The sequence below is a fragment of the Mycobacterium scrofulaceum genome, assembly GCF_001667885.1.
GTDB lineage: Bacteria > Actinomycetota > Actinomycetes > Mycobacteriales > Mycobacteriaceae > Mycobacterium > Mycobacterium scrofulaceum_C.
In genome coordinates, this window is the sequence record NZ_LZJW01000057.1 from 88,127 (window position 1) to 112,472 (window position 24,346).

25 protein-coding genes are annotated in these 24,346 nt (G+C 70.3%); 17 read left to right on the forward strand and 8 right to left on the reverse strand.

The features are described from left to right. Nucleotides 1-40: 40 nt before the first annotated feature. Nucleotides 41-1,225: a glycosyltransferase gene (locus A5681_RS07460; protein ID WP_067271483.1), complete on the reverse strand. Its 1,185-nt coding sequence runs from the start codon at nt 1,223-1,225 to the stop codon at nt 41-43. Nucleotides 1,226-1,399: 174 nt separating this feature from the next. On the opposite strand from A5681_RS07460, the gene A5681_RS07465 reads away from it, so the two are divergent. Beyond that, complete coding sequence (locus A5681_RS07465) at nt 1,400-2,266, forward strand: chemotaxis protein CheB (protein WP_067271485.1); 867 nt, start codon at nt 1,400-1,402, stop codon at nt 2,264-2,266. A gap of 5 nt (nt 2,267-2,271) precedes the next feature. On the opposite strand, the gene A5681_RS07470 is transcribed toward A5681_RS07465, so the two are convergent. Genes A5681_RS07470 through A5681_RS07480 form a run of 3 tightly spaced genes read right to left on the reverse strand, consistent with a single transcriptional unit; the run spans nt 2,272 to nt 5,927 of the window. After that, nucleotides 2,272-4,113, reverse strand: a complete 1,842-nt coding sequence (locus tag A5681_RS07470; protein WP_067271488.1) for a CheR family methyltransferase — start codon at nt 4,111-4,113, stop codon at nt 2,272-2,274. Between the two features lie 55 nt (nt 4,114-4,168). Next, nucleotides 4,169-4,927 (reverse strand): STAS domain-containing protein, encoded by a 759-nt coding sequence (locus A5681_RS07475; RefSeq protein ID WP_067271650.1) that lies wholly within the window; start codon nt 4,925-4,927, stop codon nt 4,169-4,171. Beyond that, the gene (locus A5681_RS07480) at nt 4,920-5,927 is read right to left on the reverse strand and encodes a chemotaxis protein CheB (RefSeq protein WP_067271491.1); all 1,008 of its coding nucleotides are present in this window, start codon (nt 5,925-5,927) and stop codon (nt 4,920-4,922) included. Before A5681_RS07480 ends, A5681_RS07475 begins: the two co-directional genes overlap by 8 nt. 135 nt (nt 5,928-6,062) lie before the next feature. Between A5681_RS07480 and A5681_RS07485 the strand changes: the two genes are divergently transcribed. Further along, the gene (locus tag A5681_RS07485; RefSeq protein WP_067271494.1) at nt 6,063-6,320 is read left to right on the forward strand and encodes a DUF7218 family protein; all 258 of its coding nucleotides are present in this window, start codon (nt 6,063-6,065) and stop codon (nt 6,318-6,320) included. On the opposite strand, the gene A5681_RS07490 is transcribed toward A5681_RS07485, so the two are convergent. Then, on the reverse strand, nt 6,314-6,892 hold the full coding sequence (locus A5681_RS07490; RefSeq protein WP_067271496.1) for a nucleotidyltransferase family protein: 579 nt from the start codon (nt 6,890-6,892) through the stop codon (nt 6,314-6,316). The two genes, A5681_RS07485 and A5681_RS07490, sit on opposite strands and share 7 nt — an antisense overlap. A 316-nt stretch (nt 6,893-7,208) precedes the next feature. Here A5681_RS07490 and A5681_RS07495 point away from each other — a divergent pair, with 316 nt between their 5' ends. The 3 genes from A5681_RS07495 to A5681_RS07505 are packed head-to-tail and all read left to right on the forward strand — an operon-like array spanning nt 7,209 to nt 9,743. After that, nucleotides 7,209-8,150 (forward strand): acyl-CoA dehydrogenase, encoded by a 942-nt coding sequence (locus tag A5681_RS07495; protein WP_067271499.1) that lies wholly within the window; start codon nt 7,209-7,211, stop codon nt 8,148-8,150. 7 nt (nt 8,151-8,157) lie between these two features. Then, nucleotides 8,158-8,931: a PIG-L deacetylase family protein gene (locus A5681_RS07500; protein ID WP_067271505.1), complete on the forward strand. Its 774-nt coding sequence runs from the start codon at nt 8,158-8,160 to the stop codon at nt 8,929-8,931. A gap of 47 nt (nt 8,932-8,978) precedes the next feature. Beyond that, nucleotides 8,979-9,743, forward strand: a complete 765-nt coding sequence (locus A5681_RS07505; protein ID WP_067271507.1) for an endonuclease/exonuclease/phosphatase family protein — start codon at nt 8,979-8,981, stop codon at nt 9,741-9,743. Nucleotides 9,744-9,756: 13 nt separating this feature from the next. Here the strand turns inward: A5681_RS07505 and A5681_RS07510 are convergent, their stop codons facing one another. Then, nucleotides 9,757-10,032 carry a DUF3349 domain-containing protein gene (locus tag A5681_RS07510; protein ID WP_067271508.1) on the reverse strand — a complete coding sequence of 92 codons (276 nt, stop codon included), beginning with the start codon at nt 10,030-10,032 and terminating at the stop codon, nt 9,757-9,759. A 115-nt stretch (nt 10,033-10,147) separates the two neighbouring features. Then, nucleotides 10,148-10,384, reverse strand: a complete 237-nt coding sequence (locus A5681_RS07515) for a general stress protein CsbD (RefSeq protein WP_067271511.1) — start codon at nt 10,382-10,384, stop codon at nt 10,148-10,150. Nucleotides 10,385-10,564: 180 nt separating this feature from the next. On the opposite strand from A5681_RS07515, the gene A5681_RS07520 reads away from it, so the two are divergent. The 6 genes from A5681_RS07520 (at nt 10,565) to A5681_RS07545 (ending at nt 16,259) form a co-directional block, all read left to right on the forward strand. Further along, complete coding sequence (locus A5681_RS07520) at nt 10,565-11,365, forward strand: SDR family oxidoreductase (protein WP_082968239.1); 801 nt, start codon at nt 10,565-10,567, stop codon at nt 11,363-11,365. A 230-nt stretch (nt 11,366-11,595) separates the two neighbouring features. Further along, nucleotides 11,596-11,985: an STAS domain-containing protein gene (locus A5681_RS07525; RefSeq protein ID WP_067271514.1), complete on the forward strand. Its 390-nt coding sequence runs from the start codon at nt 11,596-11,598 to the stop codon at nt 11,983-11,985. A gap of 281 nt (nt 11,986-12,266) precedes the next feature. After that, nucleotides 12,267-12,665: a heme-binding protein gene (locus tag A5681_RS07530; RefSeq protein WP_067271517.1), complete on the forward strand. Its 399-nt coding sequence runs from the start codon at nt 12,267-12,269 to the stop codon at nt 12,663-12,665. 107 nt (nt 12,666-12,772) lie between these two features. Beyond that, the gene (locus A5681_RS07535; RefSeq protein ID WP_067271520.1) at nt 12,773-13,828 is read left to right on the forward strand and encodes a DNA topoisomerase IB; all 1,056 of its coding nucleotides are present in this window, start codon (nt 12,773-12,775) and stop codon (nt 13,826-13,828) included. 225 nt (nt 13,829-14,053) lie between these two features. Then, nucleotides 14,054-15,022, forward strand: a complete 969-nt coding sequence (locus tag A5681_RS07540; RefSeq protein WP_067271523.1) for a glycosyltransferase — start codon at nt 14,054-14,056, stop codon at nt 15,020-15,022. Between the two features lie 16 nt (nt 15,023-15,038). After that, complete coding sequence (locus A5681_RS07545) at nt 15,039-16,259, forward strand: glycosyltransferase (RefSeq protein ID WP_067271525.1); 1,221 nt, start codon at nt 15,039-15,041, stop codon at nt 16,257-16,259. 9 nt (nt 16,260-16,268) lie between these two features. Here the strand turns inward: A5681_RS07545 and A5681_RS07550 are convergent, their stop codons facing one another. Beyond that, a complete protein-coding gene (locus A5681_RS07550; RefSeq protein WP_067271527.1) occupies nt 16,269-17,147 on the reverse strand; it encodes a glycosyltransferase family 2 protein in 879 nt (292 codons plus the stop codon). Between A5681_RS07550 and A5681_RS07555 the strand changes: the two genes are divergently transcribed. From A5681_RS07555 to A5681_RS07580, 6 genes are read left to right on the forward strand one after another with little or no spacing between them, the layout of a single operon-like run. Then, a complete protein-coding gene (locus tag A5681_RS07555; protein ID WP_067271529.1) occupies nt 17,146-18,219 on the forward strand; it encodes an NAD-dependent epimerase/dehydratase family protein in 1,074 nt (357 codons plus the stop codon). The genes A5681_RS07550 and A5681_RS07555 overlap by 2 nt on opposite strands. A gap of 8 nt (nt 18,220-18,227) precedes the next feature. Then, entirely contained in the window at nt 18,228-19,868 is a 1,641-nt protein-coding gene (locus A5681_RS07560) for a carbamoyltransferase (protein WP_067271656.1), read from the forward strand. Beyond that, a complete protein-coding gene (locus tag A5681_RS07565) occupies nt 19,865-21,358 on the forward strand; it encodes an HAD-IIIA family hydrolase (RefSeq protein WP_067271532.1) in 1,494 nt (497 codons plus the stop codon). The genes A5681_RS07560 and A5681_RS07565 overlap by 4 nt, the downstream gene beginning before the upstream one ends. Next, nucleotides 21,355-22,371, forward strand: a complete 1,017-nt coding sequence (locus A5681_RS07570; protein WP_082968240.1) for a glycosyltransferase family 9 protein — start codon at nt 21,355-21,357, stop codon at nt 22,369-22,371. The genes A5681_RS07565 and A5681_RS07570 overlap by 4 nt, the downstream gene beginning before the upstream one ends. Continuing rightward, nucleotides 22,368-22,937 carry a D-sedoheptulose-7-phosphate isomerase gene (locus A5681_RS07575; protein ID WP_067271534.1) on the forward strand — a complete coding sequence of 190 codons (570 nt, stop codon included), beginning with the start codon at nt 22,368-22,370 and terminating at the stop codon, nt 22,935-22,937. The genes A5681_RS07570 and A5681_RS07575 overlap by 4 nt, the downstream gene beginning before the upstream one ends. Beyond that, nucleotides 22,931-24,346 carry a PfkB family carbohydrate kinase gene (locus A5681_RS07580; protein WP_067271659.1) on the forward strand — a complete coding sequence of 472 codons (1,416 nt, stop codon included), beginning with the start codon at nt 22,931-22,933 and terminating at the stop codon, nt 24,344-24,346. Before A5681_RS07575 ends, A5681_RS07580 begins: the two co-directional genes overlap by 7 nt.

Consider the following 24,346-nt stretch of genomic DNA (forward strand, 5'->3'; position numbering starts at 1 on the left):
TCGGCGCTCCCCCAGGGCTTCGCGCGCTGCCCTCATTGCATCACCGTACGGCCGTTGACTGCAAGCGTTGCGGCAACCAAGTCGGGGAAGCCGACGGTTGGTAGATGTTGAGGCAGTCAAGCGCGATCCGGTCCCAGGCGTAACGGGACAGTGCGCGGCTGCGACCCGCCGAGCCCATGCTTTCGCACTGAAACCGGTGTGCCAGAAGGCTTCTCAACGTGGTCGACAATCGGCCGGGTGCTCCTCCCGGCCGCAGCACCAGCCCGGTGACATTGTCGACCACGGCGTCCCTGAGCACACCGACACCGTAAGCCACCACCACCACGCCGCTGGCCATCGCCTGTAGTGCCACCGTGGCGCGCGGAGGCTGTCTCGGCGTGCACACCACCGCATCGGCGGAGCGCAGCAGCATCGGCAGTTCATCACCGGCAACGGCGCCGGCGAACTGGACTCGGTCGGACACCCCCAACTCGGCGGCCAAACGTTGCAGCCGGGCCCGCGTCTCGTCGTACTCAGGATTCGGGGCTTCCGTCTCCGCCATCACCAACTCCGTGGCCGGGACCCTGGCCAGCGCCCTGATGACGATGTCGAAGCCGTTGCAGGGCATGGGGTTCGGCGCCAGGCAAACGATGCGATGCAGGTCGGTCCGGGCCAGCGCCGGGCCGCAGGAGTTGAACCGCTCCACGTCCACCCCGCTCGTCAAAGCGGACACACGGGCCCGGCTCCGGCGCAACCGGCTCAGCGCATCGACGTCATCGGAGCTCTCACCCGTCACCCAGGTCGCGCTGCGCGCCAGCAGCGGTTCGACGCGCAGCCGTTCGCCCTCCGATGACGCGCCGCCCGGTTCGGGCGCCGCACCGGTGGTGGCCAGCCCCAGGAAGCTCTGGACGGTTTGTATTTCGCGTCGCCGGGCGGCCAGTTGGGCGGCCAGACCGCCGAGCCAGCCGTACGCGTGGACCACGTCGGGGGCCTCGGCGGACCACTCGCGCGAGAGCGCGCCCGCCCAGTCGCCGACGTACGGCAGCACGTCGGAGGCCGACTTCGGCGCGCGGGGACCGACCGGCACCGATAGGGTGCGGTGGCCGTCGGCGCCGGTTACCGCACGCCCGCGGCCCTTGCCCCGGACGAACTCGGTGACCTCATGCCCACGCGCCGCCAGCGCGGCGGACAGTTGCCGGGGGTCGTCGCCGACGATGTCGTCGCCGCTGACGATCGCGATCCTCACTTCCTACCCCCTCGGGTCTCCATGGCGTGGGGGCGTACCCGGCCCGGTATCCGCGAAACTACGGCGGTGCGGCGGCTTCGCCTGGCGCGCCGCCGTTTCGCATCGCGGATAGCGCAGGGGGACCGGATCGCTCGCCGGACTGTGGCGCGGCCGTCGGTTTGGAAGACTTAGGGGGTGGCGAGCGACCCGCACCGGCCCGCCGTCGAAGTGGTAGTCCTGCTGGCGTCGGCGGGGGGTCTGGACACCCTGTCGACGGTCCTGAGTGATCTGCCGGGCGACTTTCCGGCCGCCATCGTCGTGCAGCAGCACCTCGGCGACCACGACAGCGTCCTGCCGGCGATTCTTCGGCGCCAGACCGCGCAGCAAGTCCGTTGGGCACGCGACGGGCGGCCGGTTTGCCCGGGTCAGGCGGTGGTCTGTCCGCCGGGTATGCATCTCGAGATCACGCCGGACGGCCGCTGTCATCTGCGCGCGATCAGGGATCTGGGGGTGCGCCGCTTCGACGTCCTGCTGCGGTCGGTTGCCAGATCGTACGGACCGCGCAGCGTTGCGGTGGTGTTGTCGGGATCCGGGCAGGACGGGGCCGCGGGCACCGCGGCGATGAAGCGGGCCGGCGCGATCGTCATCGCGGAGAGTCCGGACACCGCCCAGCACTCGTCGATGCCGGTGGCATCGGCGCGCGCAGGGGCCGACGTGGTGTTGCCGATTCACCGAATTGGCCGGGTGCTGACGGAGGTCGCCAAGGGCGCGCCACTGCCCGACGAAGGTCGGGGTGTGTGGCGGCAAGCCCCAATGGAGGAAGGCGACGCGGCCGCACCGGCGCCATCGGATCAGGACCCGAAGAACACCGCGGCGGGCCGGGCGGACCTCGCGCGAGAGCGCGCCGAAGAGCTCAGCCGTCGACGCAGGGACCTCTCCGCTGGGCGCGGTGCCACCGCCGACACGGTGGCAACGGCCCGCCGCCGGGCCGCGGAGTCGCGGCGCCGCGCGCAGTTGGCGCACCAGGCGGCCGAGGAGGCGGCCGCGCGGTGGGGGCACTGACGCGGCTAGCTCACGACCTCCATGAGCAACAGGGCGCCCCCGACCGTCCCCTTGCCCGACCGGAACGACGTGCACGTGACGCGCACCCGGGTCGGTCGTCCTCGGCGGTTGATCGCGTCCACTTCCGTCTCACCGGAGCCGTCGGCGTCCACGAACGCATTGCCGATCAACGGCCGCACGCCGTCCATGGGCAGGCCGATGTCCAAGGCGGTCAGCGCGGTTCCCACCGCCTCGTCGGACCGCAGACCCCAAAGCTCTTCGCAGCCGCGGTTCCACAGGATCACCTTCATCTCGCGGTCCACCACCAGCATGCCCATCTGGACGGAGTCGACCAGCGAATCCAGGAACACCTTCGCCTCGTCCAGTTCGAGGCTGCGTTCCCGCAACATGTCGTTGATGGTGTGCAGTTCGTCGTTGGTGGACTGCAGCTCCTCGTTCATCGTCTCGAGCTCTTCGTTGGTGGACTGCAGCTCCTCGTTCGTGGTCTCCAATTCCTCGACGGTGGACTGCAATTCCTCGTTGGTGGTCTCGAGTTCCTCGTTGGTCGACTGCAGCTCCTCGTACGCCACCTCCAGCTGGCGGTTGGTCTGGACCACCTTGTCCAGCAGGGCTCGCGTCGCGCTGACGTCGAAGAACACGATCGACACGCCCAGCAGCCCGTTCTCGGCGTCGACGAGCGGGTTGACGTGGATTTCGAACCACACCGTCTCGGCGCCCGGCCGCTGCCATTTCACGTCCTGGATCCGCGCCGAGCGCCGCTCCACCTTGGCCTGCTCCAGATAGGCGCGCAGCTCCACCGGACGGTAGGACACCTCGAGGTCGCGCAGCAGGCGGCCGATGTCGCGGGCCGAGAGCCCGAACAGCGTCTCGGCCTGCTGGTTGATCATCGCGACGGTGTCCTCGCCGGTGACCACGATCTGGGCCACCGGGCTGGCGCGGAAAGCCAAGTCGCGCACGGTCGTCAGGCCCGTCAGGTCGATGTTGCGCTCGTAGAACGCCCCGGCCGGGTCGTAGCGCTCCACGCCGCTGTGGCTTCCGATCGCCTTACGGAAGATGCGGTGCTTGAGGTCCAGCGGCGTGAACCGGTCCCCGTGGCTGAGCAACATCTCGGCGTGCCCGAGGAAAAGCGTGCCCTGCGGCGCGAGCGCAAAATGCAGGCGGCCCAAAACGTTTCGCTGCGTCTCGGCGTTGAGGTACATCAGCGTGTTGCGGCACACCAGCAGGTCGACACGGGAGATCGGCGCATCCTTGACGAGATCGTTGCGCCCGAAGATCACCGCGCGGCGCAGCTCCTTCTGAAACACGTAGCGGCCGTTGACCTGTTCGAAATAGCGCGACAGTAGCTCGGGTGGCACCGCCTCGACGGCCCTGGCGTCATACGAGGCGGCGCGCGCCTCGGTCAGCGCGTCCTCGTCGATGTCGGTGGCGTAGATCTTGACCCGCTGCCGGAAGCCCTCGGGTCCCAGCGCCTCGGCCAGCAACATGGCCAGCGTGTAGGCCTCCTCGCCGGACGCGCATCCGGCGCTCCAGACCCGGATCGGATCGCTGGGACCGCGCTCGGCCAGCATCCTGGTGATGACCTCGGAGGCGATGTACTCCCACGCCTCCGGGTCGCGGAAGAAGGCGGTGACGTTGATCAGGATGGTGTTGAAGAGCGCGGCGAATTCGTCCGAACTGGCCTGCAGGAAGTCGAGGTATTCCTCGAAGGTGGTGTAGCCCGCCTGATCCATTCGGTGGCGGACGCGGCGCATCAGCGACGTGCGTTTGTACCCGGTGAAGTCGAAGCCGCGAGAGTCCCGCATGTAGCGCAGCAGGGCCTCGAAAGCCTCATCGGTCGTGCCATCCATTCAAGTCCCGTCCGCATCGAGCGTGGCCGAAGACTTTGAACATTACTCGCGGCCGTCAGATTCGATCCTCGCGACCGACCATCGCCCAGACGGTCTTACCCGACGACGTGGGGGTGGCACCCCACGCCCGACACAGCGCCGCGACGATGGCCAGACCGGACACGATCTCGGCGCCGCGCCGGGCATCCTCGTGCCGGACGGGCAGCTGGTCGCTGCCATCCTCCACGGCGACGGTGACGGTCTCTCGATAGCTCTCGACCACCAGCACCGGCGCGCTGTCGGTGTGGTCGAGCACGTTTTCGATGAAGACGGTGGCCACCGTGGTCGCGATGGGAATGGCCTCGCTTTGACGCCATTCGGTGAGCCAGTCGGTGACGACGGCCCCGGCCATCCCGAGGGTGCCGTCCGAGCGGGGCAGCTCGGTGCGCGCGCGGCGCCTGCCCTGTAGCGACCGGCTGCGGACGGCTTCCATCGCCCGCTCGCGGCTCGGGTGGACGGGCACGTAGCGGGCCACGCCGGCCCCGATGATCGCCCGCCGGACCGACGGTTCCGGGCACACGAGCAGGATGGGTACGTCCGGCCAGGTGCTGACGTGCCAGCGGGCGCTGGTGAAAACGGTCCAGGCCGAGTCCGTCGGCACGCGGAGCCGGTCGACATCGACGATCACCGCGCGCGGCTCATCCAGCGCGGCCTTGATCACGGTGTCGCGCAGGCCCCGGTACGTGGAGCTGTCGAGCACGCCGTCCACCACCAGGACCGGCACATCGTGTTGTGGATCTGTGTCGACCCGGATGGACGGGCTCCGCTCAACCATCGGGATCACCACCGCTCGACAACCGGTCGCTGAGCACCTGCAACGCCCGCTCGGTTTCTTCGGCGAGGCCCGTGTAGCGCACGTTGAGCGGACCGGTCCCCGCTTTCTCCGCCAGTTGCCGCGCCAAGCGGGCCTTCTCCTGCAGGCTGCGCAGGGCCACCCAGAGCGCGCCCTCGACCTCGCTGTCCCGCGCGGCGAGCAGCGCGTCGGCCGTCCAGGCGTGCCCCACCTGGCAGCGGAAGTTGCCCTCGCTGATGGACACCAGCGAGCCGTTGCAGTCCGGGCAGGTGTACCCGGACGGGGCGCCCAGCTGCTGGGTGTCGAAGTCGGTCGAGAATCGCGACATCATCGCGATCCGATTCTCAAGTTCCATCGCTGCGTCGCGTTCCATGGTCAGGTCCTTCAACGATTGGTGCGACAACTCCTTGAGGACGGCCCCGATGTCCGCGGCCGCCGCCTCGCGATCAAGCACGCCCGCGTCGCGCGCGTTGACCGGCATCGCGGGAAACAACGCGTCGTCGGGTGATTGACCGATCGTGGTGCCGCCGCGGGACCGGATGGCACCCAAGCCCAGCACCCCGTCGTCGAGCACGCCCGACAGCAGGACGCCGATCGCGCGGGGACCGAAAGCCAGGGCGACCGAGCGGAAGAGCGCGTTGATCGCCGGCCGGTGCCCGTTCTCGGTCGGACCCTGCGACAGCACCAACCGATGGTCGGCGGCCAGCAGGTGGCGGTCGGGCGGGGCCACGTAAATGTGGGCGGGTCGGAGCGGGGCGCCATGCTCGGCGGTCACGGCGGGCAGCGGACCACTGCGGTCGACGATGCGAGCCAAAACGCTTGGCGCGCCGGCGGGGATGTGCAGGGTCACCAGGTAGGCGTACGGCACGTCCGGGGACAACCCCGCCGCCAGCCTCGACAGCGCTTCCACTCCCCCCGCGGAGGCGCCAATCGCCACCACGCCGCGCAATTCGCCGTTCTCGCCAGTCGCCCCGATCACCACTTTCGACTACCCGCCTCAATGGTAGGTATTCAACTCGGTGCGGGATAGTCGCCGGCCACGCTCAATACCTGGGGTTTTCGGTGCGGGTACGGCGGGCACTCTTCAGAAGTCTGATCGTGGACAGGAGGGTGAATCATGCCGAACTCGTCGATCAAGAACGAAAAGTTGTACAAGGACCTGCGCAAGCAGGGCGACTCCAAGGAAAAGGCCGCCCGAATCTCCAATGCGGCCGCCGCGCGCGGCAAGTCCTCGGTTTCGCGCAAGGGCGGGAAGTCGGGGTCCTATCAGGACTGGACGGTTCCGCAGTTGCGGAAGCGGGCGAAAGAGCTTGGCATGTCAGGCTATTCGAGCCTCACGAAAGACAAACTGGTAGCCAAGCTGCGCAATCACTGAGCGGTGAGGCCGAGCCGCTCGACCAGCACGAGAAACGCGACCGCGTAATCGTTGTCGGCGGTGCGCGCCCGGATCCGCTCCCAGTCCAGCTGCTCACGGACGGCCCGCACGGCCGGCAGCAGCTTGGCGAAGTCGCAGTAATGCTCGCCGAGGGACCGCAGCTGCTGGATGAGCACCATCGTCGGCGGCAATACGGGCATCCTGATGGCCAGCACGTCCTGCTGCTCGGCGCAGTCCAGCGTCGACGAGTCCACCCGCACGCCGTTGAGGCGGTGCAGCACATCCACGACGGTGTCCCCGGTGCGCGCCTTGAACAACCAGTCCTCCGGCGGGCGTTCAACGGTGAAGCCCGCACCGCGCAGCGTCGCCACCGCCTCGTCCACGTCGGACTCGGCCACCACCAGGTCCACGTCATGGGTGGGCTCCGGGGCGCCATACGCCCACAACGCGTAACTGCCCGCCAACGCGAAGGGCGGGCCGTTCTCCTTCAGCGCCGACGCCGCACCGCGCAGCGCCTCCCGCAGCTGTGCGCTGGACGGGGGTGCATCGACGTGGGTTTTGATCGTTGTCATGGTGCCTAGGTCATACCCCACTGGCGGCCCCTACAACCTGCACTAACGCGCCCGCGAATTGCTAAGACCGTTTAACATGCGGCCAATTGGGCAAGTCTTTTGTCGTGTCGACTGCTTGGCTCAGCGCCTACGAAGCCGCTGTCATGATCCCCGCCCGCAACGACCGGGCGGAGCTGACTCACCTGTGCGGCGCGTACCGCTTTCCTCGCCACACCGAACTTTCCGCCGGCACGTCGGCGCGGACCCTGGCTCGGGCGCCACACGGGTCTGCTCACCACCTCGGGCAACTGGGGAGATCGGCGGCGGGTGATTGCGCGTGACGGCGGGACTGGTCAGGCATTGGCTGGAGTCGGGCCGACTCGAGCTGCCACTGCCCGCATCGGGACGCACCGCCGAACGCTGGCAACGCCTTTCAGCGCTCGCGGAAGAGAACATCGTGGCGGCCAGGGTCGCCGAATCACATCTCGACGCCGTGGCGATACTTCACGAATTGGGCGGGAAACCGCCGGAATCCGGCCACCTATGGGGAGTATGGGCGGCTGAATCCCCGGACGCGGTGCTCACCGCCACCCACATCAACGGCGCCTTCACGCTGTCGGGCACCAAGGTATGGTGCTCGGGCGCCGGCTTCTGCACCCACGCCCTGGTGACCGCCCGCCTCGAGGACGGAACCCGGGGCCTGTTCGCCGTGCAGGTGACTGACGCGAGCGTCAAACCGTTGCCAAGCACCTGGTGGAACGCCGGCATGGCCGGCAGCGATACCCGGCCCGTGCAGTTCACCAATACGCACGCCGTCGCGGTGGGCGATCCCGGCGACTACGTGAACCGGCCCGGGTTCTGGCACGGCGCGATCGGTGTGGCCGCCTGTTGGCTCGGGGGTGCCCGCCGCGTCGCGGATCCCCTATACCGTTGCGCCAAAAGCGAATCCGCCGACGCCTATTCGCTGGCACACCTGGGCGCCGTGGACGCCGCGCTGGCCGCCAGCGACGCGATCCTGGCCGCCGCGGCGGCCCAAGTCGACTCCGACCCTTTCGATCGGGCCGGCACCGCTCAACTGCTGGCCCGCCGCGTCCGCACGGTGGTGGAACACGCGGTCGACGAAGCGATCACCCGCACCGGCCGCGCGCTGGGGCCGGGCCCGCTCTGCCAGGATGGCCGGCACGCCCAGCGCGTCGCCGACCTGAGCATCTACATTCGGCAAAGCCACGCCGAGCGCGATCTCGCCGAGCTCGGTCGGCTCGCCGGTTGCCAGGGCTGAGGCCGCGATGAGGACCGCGCCGATCAGCAACCGCGCCCGCTTCGCGGCCAAGCCACTGACGCACGGCGGCACCCCCGCACCCTTGTGGCTGGCCGCTTTTGAGCGCGCTCCCCTGCCGCCGCTCGATCTCACCGGGTGCCGCCGCCTGATCGTCGTGGCGACCCATCCGCACGACGAGACCCTCGGCCTGGGTGCGACGATCGCGGCGCTGAGCGCGTCCGGTGTCGACGTCCGGGTGGTGTCGGTCAGCGACGGGGGCGCCGCCCAGTCCGGCGTCACGATATCCGGCCGGATTCGGCTGTCGACGACCCGTCGATACGAACTACGCAGGGCCGCAAGCATATTGGGGGTCGCCCAGCCTCTGCGGCTGGGATTGCCCGACGGCGAGCTGGCCGACCACGAGGACCGGCTGACCGAAGGCCTGGCCGAGATACTGCGGTCCGCCGGACCCGGCACCTGGTGTGCCGCCACCTGGCGGGGTGACGGGCATCCCGACTACGAGGCGGTGGGACGCGCGGCCGCCGCGGCATGCGTGCGCACCGGCGTCACCTTGCTGGAATATCCAGTCTGGATGTGGCACTGGGCCACGCCGGGTGACCCCGTGGTGCCGTGGGACCGCGCCCGCTCGGTCCCCGCACCCGGATTGGCCGTGAATCGCAAACGCCAAGCAGCGCAATGCTATCGGAGCCAATTGCGACCTGGGCGCGATGACACACCGCCCATTCTGCCGCCGTTCGTCCTGCAGCGGCTGCTGGCCGTCGGAGAAGTCGTCTTCCGCTGACCGCGCCCGTGACTGCCCGACCGGTGAAAGTGGGTAAGAGTAACCCTATGCGCGTGGCGACCTTCAACATCCTGCATGGCCGCACCGTCGGCGACGGGGTGGAGGTGCAGCGGCTGCGGGACTGCGTGCGCCGCCTGGATCCCGACGTGCTCAGCCTGCAAGAGGTCGACTGCGATCAGCCGCGGTCCGAGCGGGCCGACCTCACCGCGGTGGCGGCCGAGGCCATGGGTGCCGTCGAGCACCGGTTCGTGGCCGCGATCTCCGGAACGCCCGGGGCGACCTGGATGGCCGCCACGGGTCGCGAACAACCGGGGACGGCAGCCTACGGAATCGCGCTGCTGTCGCGGTATCCGGTGGCCAGCTGGCAGGTGGTGCGGCTGCCCCGCATTCCGATGCGCTTTCCCATGTACCTTCCGGGACCCAACCGCGTCATGGTGGTCGACGAGGAGCCCAGGGCGGCGGTCATCGCGCGGCTGGACACCCCGATGGGCGAGCTGACGGTGGCCAACACGCACCTGTCCTTCGTGCCCGGCTGGAACCGGCGTCAGCTGCGCCGGCTGGTGCACGACCTGCGCGGCTTTCCCGGCCCGCGGCTGCTGACCGGGGACCTCAACATGACACCCAAGACGGTGCGGCGCTGGTCGGGCATGCGGGCGCTGGCCGCCGCCGCGACCTTCCCCGCGCACGCCCCCAACCGCCAGCTTGATCACATCCTGACCGACGATCGCCGCCTGCGCGGCAAGGCCGTCATCGCCGAGCCCATGGACATTTCCGATCACCGGCCGCTGGTCGTCGACCTCGAACGCGCGTGATTCGGCGGGTCGGCTATCCCAGTGCGCTCAGCCGGCCCTTGACCCGCTCGATCTCGTCCACCGACGGCAGTGCGTCGGTGACCCGGGTGATTTCCACGCCGACGTCCACGTTGCTGACGCAACGACGCTCGGGGGCCAGCAGTTTCGTCGCGATGGTGAGGACCTCATCGTCGGACACCCGTCGCGGCAGCAGCGCCAACACCGGCGCGTAGCCGAGGGCGGGCGCGCCACCCGGATAGCCCGCGCGCAGAAACGCGACGATGTTCAAGACGCGATCGCTCAGGCCCATCTTCCACCTCGTTCATCCGGTCGTAGCCAGGTATAACCGGGCCGGGCGGATTGAAACCACCATGAAGCGCAAAAGGGGCCCGGCCCTGCCGGGACCGGACCCCTTCGTCAGCGTGCTACTGGTTTTCCTTCTGGCGCTCTTCGGCGGCCTCCGCGCCGGCCCGTGCCGACTCGGCTTCGGCTTCCTTCTTGCCCGCGTCGCGCTGAGCGTCGGCCTTGTCCTGCTGGGCCTGACCCTCCTCGACCATGTCGTTGCGGCCGAGAACGGCCCCGCCGGCCTCCTTGACCTTGCCCTTCAGGCCTTCGACGGCGCCCGTGACGGCTTCCTGTGGTCCGCTCTTCTGATCCCCCATGGATCAACCTCCCTTTGGTTGCTGTGCATCTCGCCCATACGGCGTTCCCGTCGGCCGTCCCGTCAAACGCGCTTGCCGGTGTGCGCGCGATCACGAGGCGGTTTCGCCGCCGGAATCGATCGTTTGGAACGCGATTGCGTGGGTAGTAATGAGCGACCACCAACGAAAGCGGGTGAAGTTTTGACCACCGTCGCCGTGATCGGGGCAACCGGCATCGCCGGCTCCCGCGTCGTCGCCAGGCTCAAGGCGAGGGGCGTCGCGGTCGTGGAGGTTTCCCGCACCCACGGCGTCGACGTGCTCGACGGGGAGAGCCTGTACCGGGCGCTCAAAGGAGTCGATGTCGCGATCGACGTCGCCAACCCCGAACCGCACGACGGTCACCCCGCCACCACCGAGGCGCTGGCGGCCCGCAACGTCATGGGTGTCTGCTCCGCGCGCGGCGTCCAGCGCGTGGTGATGTCGGCGATCGCCGGCATCGACGATCCGGTGTTCGACGGGCTGCCCTACTTCGAAGGCAAGCGGGCGGCGAAAGAGATCCTGCTCGAGGGCCCGGTGCCGACCACGATCGTGAATTCGACCCAGTGGTATGAATCCGCCACCGGCCCCGCGGGGCCGGTGATTTGTGACGGGCACGAGGTCCTCGTGGAGGATTGGTTGATACAGCCCATCGCGGCCGACACTGTCGCCGACGTTCTCGTCGAGGCGGCCCTCGGACAGACGCACACGCCGCGCACCATCACCGGTCCGGATGCCATCCGGTTGCCCGAGCTCACCTCGAAAGTCCTTGCCCAGCAAGGCGATGACCGCCCGGTGCGGGTGGTGCAGCCCGCCGTTCCCGCGCTCGCCGCGGGAGCGCTGCTCGCCCCCGAGCGCGCGGTGATCGTCGGGCCCGACGTCGAAACCTGGCTCCGGACGGTGCCGCCGGCGAGCACCGACGGCGACGGTGCGACGCTGCACAGGCCGGATTTCTCCCGGACCTGACCGACGAAGCCAGAAAACGAAGAGTTGCCCGCGGCGCGCGGGCCATTCCGCACCGAACGCGCTGGTCGGCAGGGCTGGCCACGCCAGGTCACCGACCGGCGACGTCATTTTTCCCACGCAGCCGGGGGCGGTGGGGTTATGGTCACCTCAGGTTGAATCCACAGCTGCCTCGCGCGAGCGGCCGTGGGCACCGGTCGCTCCCCCACTCACCCCATTCGACGGGCGACGATATGACTACTCAACCCTACGAACAACGACTCCACTGTTATGAAATCGATTGCGCCGGGGCACGACTGGACGTGCAGGCGCACGGCCAGGCCAACGTCCTCCGCATCAGCGGCGAAATAGACGCGTCCAACGCCGACCTCCTCGCCGCGGCGATCCGCCGCTTCGTGCGACTGCGAGCCCCGCTGATTCTGGACTTCAGCCGCGTGGATTACCTCGGCAGCGCGGGCCTTCGCGTGCTGCTGCACGTCCAGGACGAGTGCCGGCTCGCCCGGCTGCACTGCAGTGTGGTCGGCGGTGCCGCCCTGCGGCGGCTCACCCGCGTGGTCACCGGCCTCGGCCTGCCCTTGGTCGATTCGGTCGCCGATGCGCTTCAATTGATCCGAGGCGTTTGAAAGGCGCTCGGCGGCGGTGACTCCAGGTCACGATTCCGTCACGATCCTGGTCACGAATCCTTAAGAATTGCGGCGGTTTCCCTAAGAATTCTCAGCATCGCCGGGCGGATTTGACCGTTCGCTTAGTGAACGCCCGCGTTCCGTGGCCGCATCGATCGTTTCGCGCTCCTTCCGCCCGCGCGGGCAAACACGACCACTTCTGACTTCCGCTACTTTGGTTTTCGAGGATCGGGAGCCTCTCTGGCAAGAATCAATTCGCAATTTCGAAGGACAAACTGATCATGAAAATCAGCAGTATTGTCGCGCGCCGGCGTCTGGCCGGCATCAGTGCCGGCTGCCTGCTCGGGGGGATCACCATGGGTGTCGTCGGCGCGCCGTCGGCGGCCGCAGCGCCCGACTGCAGCCCCGGCGGGGTGAACGCGACCGTTTCGTCCGTGCAGGGCTCGGCTGAGCAGTACCTGTCGGCGCACCCCGGAGCCAACGACGTGGTCAGGGCCGCCTACGGCCAGCCGCGCCCGGAGGCCGAGTCGAACCTGCGGGGCTACTTCACCGCGCACCCCCAGGAGTACTTCGACCTGCGCGGCATCCTGGCACCGATCGGCGACACGGAACGGCAGTGCAACGTCAAGGCCCTGCCCCCGACGCTGGAGTCGGCCTACCAGGAATTCATGGCCGGTTGATCCCGGCTCGAAGCGACCCGCCACGACGTTGTGGCGGGTCGTTTCTCTTCACGTGTGAATGGCCCGCACGGCGGGTAATTGTCCAGTCAACGTGACTGGAGGGGAAGATGCGGCTGCGTCGCAGTGTGCTCAACAAGCCGGGGATCGCGCGCAAGCGCCGCGGCAAGGGTTTCGCGTATTACGGGCCCGACGGAGAGCTGCTGTCCGACCCCGAAACCCTGCAGCGCATCAAGGATCTGGTGATTCCGCCGGCCTGGAAGAACGTGTGGATCTCGCCGCATCCCAATGGCCACATTCAGGCCGTGGGCGTGGACGCCGCCGGCCGCCGCCAGTACCTCTACCACACGGCATGGCAGCAGGAACGCGCCGAAGAGAAGTTCGACCGGGTTCTGGAACTGTCCACGCGCTTGCCACACTGGCGTACCGTCATCGCAAAAGACCTGCGGCGCAGCGGCTTAACCCGTAAGCGGGTGCTCGCGGTGGCGTTGCGGCTGCTCGATCGCGGCTATTTCCGTGCCGGCAGCGAGCAGTACGCCGAAGAGAACGAGTCGTACGGGCTGGCCACCCTGCTCTGTGAGCACGTACAGGTCCGGCGCGACGCGGTGGCATTCGACTTCCCCGCCAAGAGCGGCGTGCGGCGCACGGTGGAAATCGAGGACCCCGAGGTGGTTCGGGCGGTGCGCGCGCTGATGCGCCGGCCCGACCGGACCGCGCGATTGCTGTCGTGCCGCACCGCAACCGGATGGGTCGACGTTCGATCCAACGACCTCAACGCCCGCTTCAAGGAACTGGTCGGAGACGAATTCACGGTCAAGGACCTGCGCACCTGGCACGGCACGGTGCTGGCCGCCACGGCGTTCGCCGACGCCGATCCGGCCGTCTCGCAGCGGGTGGCCAAGCGCGTCGAGTCCGCCGTCATGAAGGAGGTTGCCGAGGAGCTCGGCAACACCCCGGCGGTGGCCCGCGGCTCGTACGTGGATCCCCGCGTGGTCACCGGTTACGAGCAGGGGCTGACGATCGCCGCGGCGACGCGCCGCGCCGAACGCGCGCGCGATCCCGACGCGGCTCAGGAAATCCTGGACAAGGCCACCCGCATGCTGATCCGTCGAGTGGCGAAGGGCCACAGCGCTTCGGGGACCTCCGCGCTGCCCAAGAGCGCCTGACCCGGCCGTCGGCAAACCGCTTCTCGCCCGCGGTTTTTCGTCGCACGTCCTTGACATTTCGCTTCTCGGACACGACTGGGTGTAGCACCGAGACGCGCGACTGTGGGTCAATTCGACTGGCCGCCAAGGTCCGATGATCGCGGCGGCCCGCCGGATCCGCGGGACGAAGTGCTTCTCCCGGAGAAGCACCGTTTAACGAAGTACCTATAGGGTATTTCGCTCGCCATGGCTGGCCCGGGACGAGCAAAGAATGTGCTGGTGTGGCACGTCCATGGTTCCTGGACGCAGTCGTTCGTGGCGGGAGGCCACCACTACCTGGTGCCGGTGGCCGGCGACGGCGGCGAAGATGGGATCGGGCTCGCGGGACGGTCCTGGCCCAACGCGCGGGAGGTTCCGCTCGAGGAGTTGGGCCGCGAAGACATCGATCTGGTTGTGCTGCAACGCCCGCACGAGGCCGCGCTGGTCGCCCACTGGGCGGGCCGCCGGCCCGGGTCCGAGCTTCCGGCCGTCTACGTCGAGCACAACGCGCCGCGGCCGAGCCCCACACAGAGCCGCCACGTGGTCGCCGACCGCACCGACATCCCGCTGGTTCACGTCACCGACTTCAACCGCCTGATGTGGGACAACGGCCGGGCCCCGACCCGGGTGATCGACCATGGCATCGCCGACCCGGGCCATCGCTACACCGGCGACATCCTCAGGGCGGCCACCATGATCAACGAGCCACTGCGCCGCAACCGCGTGGTCGGCGCCGACCTGCTGGAACCGTTGTCGGCGTACGCGCAGATCGACGTGTGGGGCATCGGCACTGAAGACCTCCACGTCGACCGCGGTGGCGTCATCGGCCGCGGCCAAGTCGCCGCGCCGGCGCTCTGGGATCGGATCGCCCGCAGGCGGGTCTACCTGCATACCGCCCGCTGGACCTCGCTGGGGCTCTCGCTCATCGAGGCGATGTTTCTCGGGATGCCCGCGGTTGCCGTCGGCACGACGATGGCCCCGTTCGTAATCCCTTGCGAGGCGGGCGTTGTCAGCGCCGACGTCAACGCGCTGGGCGCTGGCCTGCGCGACTTTATGAACGACCAGGCCACCGCGGCCGCGGCCGGTAAGGCGGCGCGCGAATTCGCCTCGGCCCGGTTCGGACTCGGGCGTTTTCTCGCCGATTGGGACCAAGTGATCGAGGAGCAATGCAGATGATCGGAAGGGAGCCCGCATGAGGATCGCGATGATCTCCGAACACGCCAGCCCGCTGGCACACCTCGGTGGCGTGGACGCGGGCGGCCAGAACGTCCACGTCGCCGAGCTGTCCTCCGCGCTGGCCCGGCGCGGCCATGACGTGGTGGTGTACACCCGCCGGGACGACCCGCACTTGCCGGAGTGCGTCGACACCGAGCACGGCTACTCCGTCGTGCACGTTCCGGCGGGACCGCCCCGCGTATTACCCAAAGACCAACTGTTGCAGTACATGTACGCGTTCGCGCGCTACCTGGATGCGCGGTGGGTGGCCGATCCCCCCGACGTGGCCCACGGCCACTTCTGGATGTCGGGGGTGGCCATCCAGCGCGCGGCCCGGCCGCACAGCATCCCGACCGTGCAAACGTTCCACGCGTTGGGCCTCATCAAGCGGCTGCATCAGGGACTCGACGACACCAGCCCGGACTGCCGCGTCAGCGTGGAGGCCGGGATCGCCCGCGACGCCGACTGGGTGGCGGCCACCAGCACGGACGAAGTCTTCGAGCTGGTCCGCATGGGCCGCGCACGGTCGCGAACCTCCGTGGTGCCCTGCGGGGTCGACATCGACGCGTTCACCCCGGGCGGTCCCGTCGCGCCGCGCGGCGACCAACCCCGCATCGTTTCGGTCGGAAGGCTGGTGCCGCGCAAAGGGTTTGACACCTTGATCCGGGCCTTGCCGCGCGTCCCGGGCGCCGAGCTGGTGATCGTCGGCGGCCCGGCGAAGTCGGATTTCGCCGCCGACCCCGAGGCGCGGCACCTGCAACGGCTGGCCGCCCAGTTGGGCGTGGCCGACCGGGTCCGGCTGCTCGGCGCCGTCACCCGCCACGAGATGCCCGCGTTGCTGCGGTCCGCGGACGTGGTGGCCTGCACGCCCTGGTACGAGCCGTTCGGCATCGTGCCGCTGGAGGCGATGGCCTGCGGTGTGCCGGTGGCTGCCACCGCGGTGGGCGGGATCCGCGACACCGTCGTCGACGACGTCACCGGGCGGCTGGTGCCGCCCAAAGACCCGGTCAGCCTCGGCGACGCCATCGCCGCCCTGCTCCGCGATCACGCCCGGCGCGTGGCACTGGGTGCGGCCGGTCGCGAGCGTGCCCGCTCGCGCTACACCTGGGACCGGGTCGCGGCCGACACCGAACGCATCTACGAGAAGCTGGCACCGGTTCGGCGCGAGGTGAGCGCCCCAAGCAAACGCTCCGGGTGACCTTGTGGCTCAGGCTTTTTCCAGCATCCGCAGCGACCGCTCGACGTTGTCCGGCAGGCGCCGGCGTGCGCGCAATGCGGCAGGCAGCGCGGCCAGCGCCTCGAGCAACGCCCGCGCGTGGGCCGTGTCACGGGCGGCGGCCCAGGCCAACGTGGCGGTCGCGCCGGCGCACCGGCCGGCGGGTCGGCGCAGCCACGCCGTGAGCATGGCGTTGCGCACCTCGCGCGCGTGCTGGACGCTGCTGGGCGACCGCGTTTCCGATGGTTGGTGGTACGCCACCAACGCGGGGCAGAAGCACAGATCCCAGCCGTTGGCGGCCAAATCCCAGGCCAGCAGGCTCTCCTCACCGCGAAAATGCAGGATCGGGCTGAACCCGCCGACCGCTTCGAACGCCGACTTGCGCACCACAGCCGAGCAGGACTGGAACCCCAGGATCGAGGGGCCGGGCAGGTCGGGGTCCCTGCCCAGCGGAGAGTCGGCCAGTTTGGCGACGAACGGGTCGTCGCGCTGCTGCGGCCACATCACCGTGCGCGCGGCCAAAACCGCTACGGTGCCGAACCTTTCGAATACACCTTCGGCGGTCGAAACCGCATCCGGCTCCCACCACGAGTCGTCGTCACAGAAGGCGGCATACGGCGTGCCACATCGCGCCACACCGACGTTGCGTGCGACCGCTCCCTCGTTGCGGTCCAACGGTATGACCGTGACCCGGCCGCCCGACCGGGCCGCGATACGTGTGACGTCGCGCACGGAATCGTCGCGAGAAGCGTTGTCCACCACGATGATCGGACACGCGGTCGTGTCCAGCAGGCGGTCGAGCACGTTGCACAGTTCGTGCGCGCGGTCCCGCGTCGCAATGACAAAAGAAGTTAGGGGCTTGGTCGCCATGACTGGTGCAGCTACCCGAAAAGCGCCCGATGAAACGCCGTTTCGCCGGAAGGATCACGGGTATGAGAGCTCGATGCGTGCGCTTTCGCGAGTGTTGATCACCGGCGGCGCCGGCTTCTTGGGTGCCCATCTGTGTAACCGGTTGCTCGACGCCGACGTGGAGGTGGTCAGCGTCGACGACCTGACAACCAGCTCACCGGCCGCGACGGACCGGTTGGCCGGGCTTCCTGGATACCGATTCGTGCGGCACGACGTCTGCGATCGGTCGCTGGTGGACAGCGTCGGCACCTCTTTCGACACGGTGTTCCACCTGGCCTCGCCCGCCTCGCCGATCGACTATCAGCGACGACCGATCGAGACGCTGCGGGCGGGCTCGGCGGGCACCGCGACGGCACTGGAGGTCGCCGAACGCGGCGGCGCCCGCTTCGTGCTCGCATCCACCAGCGAGGTCTACGGCGATCCTGAGGTGCATCCGCAGCCCGAAAGCTATTGGGGCAACGTGAATCCGAACGGGCCGCGCAGCGTCTACGACGAAGCCAAACGGTATGCCGAGGCCCTGACGTTCGCCCATCACCGCCTCGGACGGGTGGACGTGGGGGTCGCGCGCATCTTCAACACTTACGGCCCGGGCATGCGGGCGGACGACGGTCGCATGGTGCCCACGTTCTGCCATCAAGCGCTGCGCGGCGAGCCGCTGACCGTGTCCGGCACCGGACTGCAGACCCGGTCGTTGTGCTATGTCGACGACACCGTTGCGGGGTTGATCGCCCTGGCACGCGCGGACTTCAGCGGCCCGGTCAACATCGGCAACCCGACCGAGCTGACGGTGCTGGCGGTCGCCGAGCTGCTCCGGGAATTCGCCGGCAGCAGGTCGACCATCCAGTTCACCCCGCCGGCCGAGGACGACCCGCAGCGCCGTTGCCCCGACATCACCGTCGCCCGCGACCGGTTGGGCTGGGAGCCGCGGGTGGACTACCGCACCGGGCTGGCCGCCACGGTGGCGTGGTTCCGCGCGACGGCCGACGACCCGGACCGAGCCCTGGTTTTGGCCGCCGACCAGCTGGCGCTGTAGGAGGAATGGTGCGAATTCTCGGTGTCAATGCGGTCTTTCACGACCCCGCCGCGGCGTTGGTGGTCGACGGCCGGGTAGTGGCCGCCGCCGAAGAGGAGCGGTTCTCCCGCCGCAAGCACGGCAAGCAGGCCGTCCCCTTCTCGACCTGGGAGGTGCCCACCGCCGCCATCCGCTGGTGCCTGGCGCACGCCGGCGTCGCCGCCGAAGAGATCGACGCGATCGGCTACTCGTACGACCCGGCCCTGATGTACGAAGAGCCGACCGACCCGCGCGGCCTGGACCAGGACTGGGAGGACCTGCGCACGATGTACGCCGAGCGCGCACCCCGGTTTCTGGCTTCCGCCGTGCCGGGCCTCAATCCGGCCGCGGTGCGCCACGTCCGCCACCACGTCGCGCACGCGGCATCGACCGCGCTCGCCTCCCCGCACCCCGACACCGCCGTGCTGGTGGTGGACGGCCGCGGCGAACGCACCTCCATGCTGGCCGGCGTGTACCGCGACCACAAGCTCGACGTGCTGGCCTCCCAGCAGCTGCCGCACTCGCTGGGGTTGCTCTACGAAAGCCTCACCGAACACCTGGGTTTCGCGCGGTCCAGCGACGAGTACAAGGTCATGGCGATGGCGTCCTACGGCCGGCCGCGCTTCGCCGAGCGGCTTCGTGAGCGCGTATACGCCTGCGGTGACGGCGGCTTTCGCACCGAACCGATCGCGTGGAAGGAACTGGCGCCACCCCGCCGGCCGCACGAGGAGGCGCTCGAGCCGGTGCACGCCGATCTCGCCTGCAGCGTGCAGCGGGTGATCGAAGACGTGCTGCTCGACCTGGTGGCCTGGCTGCGGGAGCGCGCCGATGGCGACGCGCTGTGCCTGGCCGGCGGCGTGGCGCTCAATTGCGTTGCAAACACCCGCATCCACGCCGAGAGCGGGTTCGACCGGGTGTGGGTCCAGCCCGCGTCCGGCGACTCCGGCACGGCGCTCGGCGCGGCGCTGAGCCTGGCCGCGTCGTTCGGCGAACCGATCGCGCCGATGCCGTCGGCACTGCTGGGACGCGGGTGGTCCGACGAACAGATCGAGGCGATGCTGCGGGAAGCGGCCGTCAGCTACGAGCGCCCGGACGATGTGGCCGCCGCGATCGGCGACGCCCTCGCCGACAACCAGTTGGTCGGCTGGTTTCAGGGCCGCGCCGAGTTCGGGCCGCGGGCTCTCGGCGGACGGTCGCTGCTCGCCGATCCGCGCCGCGCCGCCAACCTCGAGCGCCTCAACGCCGTCAAGGGCCGCGAGCAGTTCCGGCCGGTCGCGCCCATGGTGCTGGCGGAGCGCGCCGCCGAAATCTTCTCCCGCGGGCCGCTTCCCAGCCCGTACATGCTGTTCGTCCACGATGTCGCCGAGGACTGGCGCGACCGCATCCCCGCGGTCACCCACGTCGACGGCACCGCCCGGATCCAGACCGTCGACGCGGCCGCGGATCCGCGGCTGCACGCGACGATCAGTCGCTTCGCCGAGCGCACCGGCGTCCCCGTGGTGGTCAACACCAGCTTCAACACCGCGGGGCGGCCCATGGTGGACAGCCCGCGCGACGCCTTGGAGGTGTTCGGCAGTTCCCCGATCGACGTGCTCGCGCTGGGCTCGTACGTGGTCAGGCGGCGCCGATGACAGCCGGCTACGCGATCGTCATACCGACCGTCGGACGAGACTCGCTGCGGCGCTTGCTCATTGCGCTGGAACGCGGATCCGGTCCGGGGCCCGCCGAGGTGGTGGTGGTCGACGACCGGCCGCGGCCCGCCGGCGAGCTTTCGGTGGGCGGTGACTTGCCGGTGCGGGTGCTGCGCAGCGGTGGCCGCGGGCCGGCCGCGGCGCGCAACGTGGGCTGGCGCGCCACCGGCACGCCGTGGGTGTGTTTTCTGGACGACGACGTGGAGCCGGGCCCGGACTGGAAGTCGGCGCTGGCCATCGACCTCAAGGCCGCCGAGGCCGCCGATGCCGCCGGCTCGCAGGCCGTGATCGAGGTTCCCGCGCGACGATCCCGACGACCCACCGACGACGAGCGCCGCACCCTGCGGCTCTCCCAGGCGCAATGGATCACCGCCGACATGGCCTACCGCCGCGACATGCTGGTGTCGGTCGGCGGTTTCGACGACCGGTTCCCGCGGGCCTACCGCGAGGATTCCGACCTTGCGGTGCGCATCGTGGCGGCCGGCGGGGCGATCGTGCGCGGGGAGCGCGCCTCGACCCATCCCGTGGCGGCGTCCACCTGGTGGTCGAGCGTGCGCGCTCAGGTCGGCAACCGCGACAACGCGCTGATGCGCCGCAAGTACGGCCGCGCGTGGCGGGCCATGGTCGGCGAGGGACCGGGCAGGATGCCGGCGCACGCGGGCACCACGCTGGCCGGCGGCGCCGCCGTGGTGGCCGGCCTGTCGGGCCGCGGCCGCGTCGCGTGCGCCGCGGCGGGGGCCTGGCTGCTGCTGACGGCGGAGTTCACCGCCCGGCGCTGGCTCGCCGGGCCACGGAATTCCCTTGAGGCCGCGCGCCTTTCGGTGACCAGCGCGGTCATCCCGCCGGTCGCGGTCGCGCACCGGCTCGCCGGCGAGTGGGCGTTTCGCCACGCGCGGCGCGATCCGCCGCTCGCCGTGCTCCTCGACCGCGATGACACCCTGATCGTCGACCGGCCCTACCTCAACGACCCCGAGGGCGTGCGGCCCACCCCCGGGGCGGAGAGCGCGCTGGAGCGGCTGCGCCGGCGCGGCCTGTTGCTGGCCGTCGTGACCAATCAGTCCGGCGTGGCGCGCGGGCTGATCAGTCCGGATCAGCTTGCCGCGGTCAACGCCCGGGTGAATCAGCTTCTCGGCCCGTTCGATTCGTGGCAGGTGTGCGTGCACGCCGAAGCGGACGGCTGCGAGTGCCGTAAGCCGCGGCCCGGCCTGGTGCTGGCGGCCGCCGAAGCGCTCGCGGTGCCGCCGCAGCGGTGCGTGCTGATCGGCGACATCGGGGGCGACGTGCAGGCCGCATTGGCCGCCGGCGCCGGGGCGGTGCTGGTGCCGACCGGCCGCACCCTGATCGGAGAGATCGACCACGCGCGGGCCCACGCCCGGGTGGCCGCGACGCTGGACGACGCCGTGTCTCTGGTGCTCCGGGAGTGCCGATGAGCACGGCGGTGGTGGCTCGCCTCGACAGCGCCGGCGACGTCCTGATCACCGGCCCCGCGGTGCGCGCGGTGGCCGCCCACCACGAGCGCGTCACCATGCTGGTCGGGCCGCGCGGCCGGGACGCCGCAGAACTGCTCGTCGGGGTCGACGAGATCGTCGAATGGCAAGCGCCCTGGGTGGATTTCGCGGCGCCCGAGCTGACCGCCGCGCACGCCGACGCGCTGATCAAGCAGCTGCGCGACATCGCGCCCGCCAAGATGTACATCTTCACGTCGTTCCATCAATCCCCGCTGCCGCTGGCGCTGCTGGCCCGGATGGCGGGCGTGCCCTGGGTGGGCGCGATCTGCGTCGACTACCCCGGCACCCTGCTCGACCTGCGCCACCAGGTGCCCGACGGGATCCCCGAACCGGAACGGGCGCTGTCGCTGGCGGAGGCCGCCGGTTGCCGCCTGCCGCCCGGCGACGACGGCGCCCTGCGCATCCGGGCCGTCGAGCCGCTGCCCCCCGGGCTGGCGGAAACCATTGGGCGCCAACCGTTCGTCGTCTTTCATCCCGGCGCCGCGGTGCCGGCGCGGCGGCCAAGCCCCGCCCGGAGCGCGGCGATGGTGGCGGCGCTGATTGGCGCGGGATATCGGGTGCTGGTCACCGGCGGCCCGGACGAGGCCGAGCTGACGGCGGCCGTCGCCGACGGCCGGGCGCTGGACCTCGGGGGGCGGACCAGCTTCGCCGAACTGGCGGCGGTCTTTTCGGCGGCCCGGGTGGTCGTCGTTCCCAACACCGGGCCGGCACACCTGGCCGCCGCCGTGGGCACCCCGGTCGTGTCGTTGTTCGCCCCGGTGGTGCCGGCCACCCAGTGGCGCCCCTACGCCCGCCGGGTGCGCCTCCTCGGCGACCAGTCCGCGCCGTGCCGCGCCAGCCGGGCCCGGGTCTGCCCGGTGCCGGGCCACCCCTGCCTGGACCGCATCACCGATGCCGAACTGCTCGACGCGGTGCGAGAAGGAGGACAGCCATGATCGAGGCGCACTTCGCGGCGCTGCGTGAGGCCGTGGGCCGCAACGGCGGTGAGGCGACCCGCCTGCGCGGCTGGGGCCGGCATCTGGCCGCGGTGCTCTCCGGCGGCGGCCGCCTGCTGGCGTGCGGCAACGGTGGCAGCGCCGCCGAGGCGCAGCACCTCACCGCCGAACTGGTCGGACGCTTCCAGCAGGAACGAAATCCTCTGTCGGCGATCGCGTTACACGCCGACACCTCAACGCTGACGGCCATCGGCAACGACTACGGCTACGAGGAGGTGTTCGCGCGTGGCGTGCGGGCGCACGGCAGGCCCGGCGACGTACTGGTGGCGCTGTCGACCAGCGGCGCCAGCCGAAACGTGGTGTCGGCGGTCAAGGCGGCGCACGACGCGGGCATGGTGACGTGGGCGTTGACCGGCCGCGGGCCCAACGAGCTGGCCGCCATGTGCCACGACGCGATCTGCGTGGACGCCGCCAGCACGGCCACCGTCCAGGAGATCCACCTGATGCTCGTGCACGGGCTGTGCGTGGCGCTCGACAACGTCTTGCTGCGACGGGAAGCATCGTGAGCGCCAAACCCCTTGTCATCGTCGGCGATTCGATACTCGATGTCGACATCCTGGGCTCCGCGTCCCGGCTCAGCCCGGAGGCGCCGGTGCCGGTGGTCGACGCGGAACGCCAGGTGCAACGGCCCGGGGGCGCCGGCCTGGCGGCGCTGCTGGCGGCCAGGACCGAGACCCCGGTGGTGCTGATCACGGGCATCGCCGCGGACGACGCGGGACGACGGCTGCACGACCTGCTGGCCGCCGCCGGGGTCAGCGTCCTGCCGTTGCCGATGAGCGGAACCACCGTGACCAAGACAAGGATTCGGGCGCGCGGTCAGTCGATGCTGCGCGTGGATCGGGGAGACGCCGCCCCGGTCGACGGCCCGCTCCCCGCGGAGGCCGCACAGGCCCTGACCCGTGCCCGGGCGATCTGCGTGGCCGACTACGGCGCGGGCGTCACCGCGCTGCGGGCCATCCGGGCGGCGCTGACCGAAGCGGCGGCTTGCGTCCCGCTGGTGTGGGACCCGCACCCGCGGGGCGCCGCGCCGGTCCCCGGGTGCGCGCTGGTCACGCCCAATCATGAAGAGGCGCGCCACTTCTGCGGCCCCGCCACGGCGGGCGACGGCGGAGAGACGCTGCTGCGCAGATGGGAGGCCGGCGCGGTGTGCATCACCCGCGGCGCCCAGGGTGCACGCGTGTACGGTCCCGGACCGACCGCACGGCATGTCGGCATACCGGCGGGATCGGCGGCCGGGGCGGCCGACGTGTGCGGCGCCGGGGACCGATTCGCCGTCGCCGCGGCCGTGGCCCTGGGCGGCGGCGCCGACCCCGTCGCGGCGGTGCAGGCGGCGGTCGCCGACGCGGCCCGGTTTGTCGCCGCCGGCGGCGCCGCCGCGGTATCAACCCCGCTGCCCGCCAACGGTTCCGGCATGCTCGGGGAGGGCACCCGGGCCGAGGACCCGATCGACGCGGTCGCGCTGGCCGCGCGGCTGCGCCGCGACGGACGCGTGGTGGTGGCCACCGGGGGATGCTTCGACCTGCTGCACACCGGGCACATCCGGTTGCTTCGGCAGGCCCGCGAACTCGGCGACGCCCTGATCGTGCTGGTCAATTCCGACGCGTCGGTGCGCGCGCTGAAGGGCGCCGGACGCCCGGTGATGCGCGACGTCGACCGCGCCCGCGTGCTGGCCGCACTGGCCTGCGTCGACGGGGTGGCGATCTTCGACGGCCTGACCCCGGAACGAATGCTGGAAACGGTGCGCCCCGACATCTGGGTCAAGGGCGGCGATTACGTCGCCGCCGAGCTGCCCGAGGCCGACGTGGTGTATCGCCACGGCGGCGAGGTGATCATCCTGCCCACGGTGGCGGGTTACTCGTCCTCCCGTTTGATCGCCGCGGCGAGTTCCCGCCGCCCAACAACCGAAAGGTCTTGA

Excerpts from the sequence above, each read along its gene's own strand:
- A5681_RS07535 (WP_067271520.1), top strand. The coding sequence starts at position 12,773 with ATGCGGCTGCGTCGCAGTGTGCTCAACAAGCCGGGGATCGCGCGCAAG.
- A5681_RS07510 (WP_067271508.1), bottom strand. The coding sequence starts at position 10,032 with ATGGGCCTGAGCGATCGCGTCTTGAACATCGTCGCGTTTCTGCGCGCG.
- A5681_RS07540 (WP_067271523.1), top strand. The coding sequence starts at position 14,054 with ATGGCTGGCCCGGGACGAGCAAAGAATGTGCTGGTGTGGCACGTCCAT.
- A5681_RS07570 (WP_082968240.1), top strand. The coding sequence starts at position 21,355 with ATGAGCACGGCGGTGGTGGCTCGCCTCGACAGCGCCGGCGACGTCCTG.
- A5681_RS07555 (WP_067271529.1), top strand. The coding sequence starts at position 17,146 with ATGACTGGTGCAGCTACCCGAAAAGCGCCCGATGAAACGCCGTTTCGC.
- A5681_RS07515 (WP_067271511.1), bottom strand. The coding sequence starts at position 10,384 with ATGGGGGATCAGAAGAGCGGACCACAGGAAGCCGTCACGGGCGCCGTC.
- A5681_RS07485 (WP_067271494.1), top strand. The coding sequence starts at position 6,063 with ATGCCGAACTCGTCGATCAAGAACGAAAAGTTGTACAAGGACCTGCGC.
- A5681_RS07475 (WP_067271650.1), bottom strand. The coding sequence starts at position 4,927 with ATGGTTGAGCGGAGCCCGTCCATCCGGGTCGACACAGATCCACAACAC.
- A5681_RS07505 (WP_067271507.1), top strand. The coding sequence starts at position 8,979 with ATGCGCGTGGCGACCTTCAACATCCTGCATGGCCGCACCGTCGGCGAC.
- A5681_RS07470 (WP_067271488.1), bottom strand. The coding sequence starts at position 4,113 with ATGGATGGCACGACCGATGAGGCTTTCGAGGCCCTGCTGCGCTACATG.
- A5681_RS07545 (WP_067271525.1), top strand. The coding sequence starts at position 15,039 with ATGAGGATCGCGATGATCTCCGAACACGCCAGCCCGCTGGCACACCTC.
- A5681_RS07525 (WP_067271514.1), top strand. The coding sequence starts at position 11,596 with ATGACTACTCAACCCTACGAACAACGACTCCACTGTTATGAAATCGAT.
- A5681_RS07575 (WP_067271534.1), top strand. The coding sequence starts at position 22,368 with ATGATCGAGGCGCACTTCGCGGCGCTGCGTGAGGCCGTGGGCCGCAAC.
- A5681_RS07490 (WP_067271496.1), bottom strand. The coding sequence starts at position 6,892 with ATGACAACGATCAAAACCCACGTCGATGCACCCCCGTCCAGCGCACAG.
- A5681_RS07530 (WP_067271517.1), top strand. The coding sequence starts at position 12,267 with ATGAAAATCAGCAGTATTGTCGCGCGCCGGCGTCTGGCCGGCATCAGT.
- A5681_RS07550 (WP_067271527.1), bottom strand. The coding sequence starts at position 17,147 with ATGGCGACCAAGCCCCTAACTTCTTTTGTCATTGCGACGCGGGACCGC.
- A5681_RS07500 (WP_067271505.1), top strand. The coding sequence starts at position 8,158 with ATGAGGACCGCGCCGATCAGCAACCGCGCCCGCTTCGCGGCCAAGCCA.
- A5681_RS07565 (WP_067271532.1), top strand. The coding sequence starts at position 19,865 with ATGACAGCCGGCTACGCGATCGTCATACCGACCGTCGGACGAGACTCG.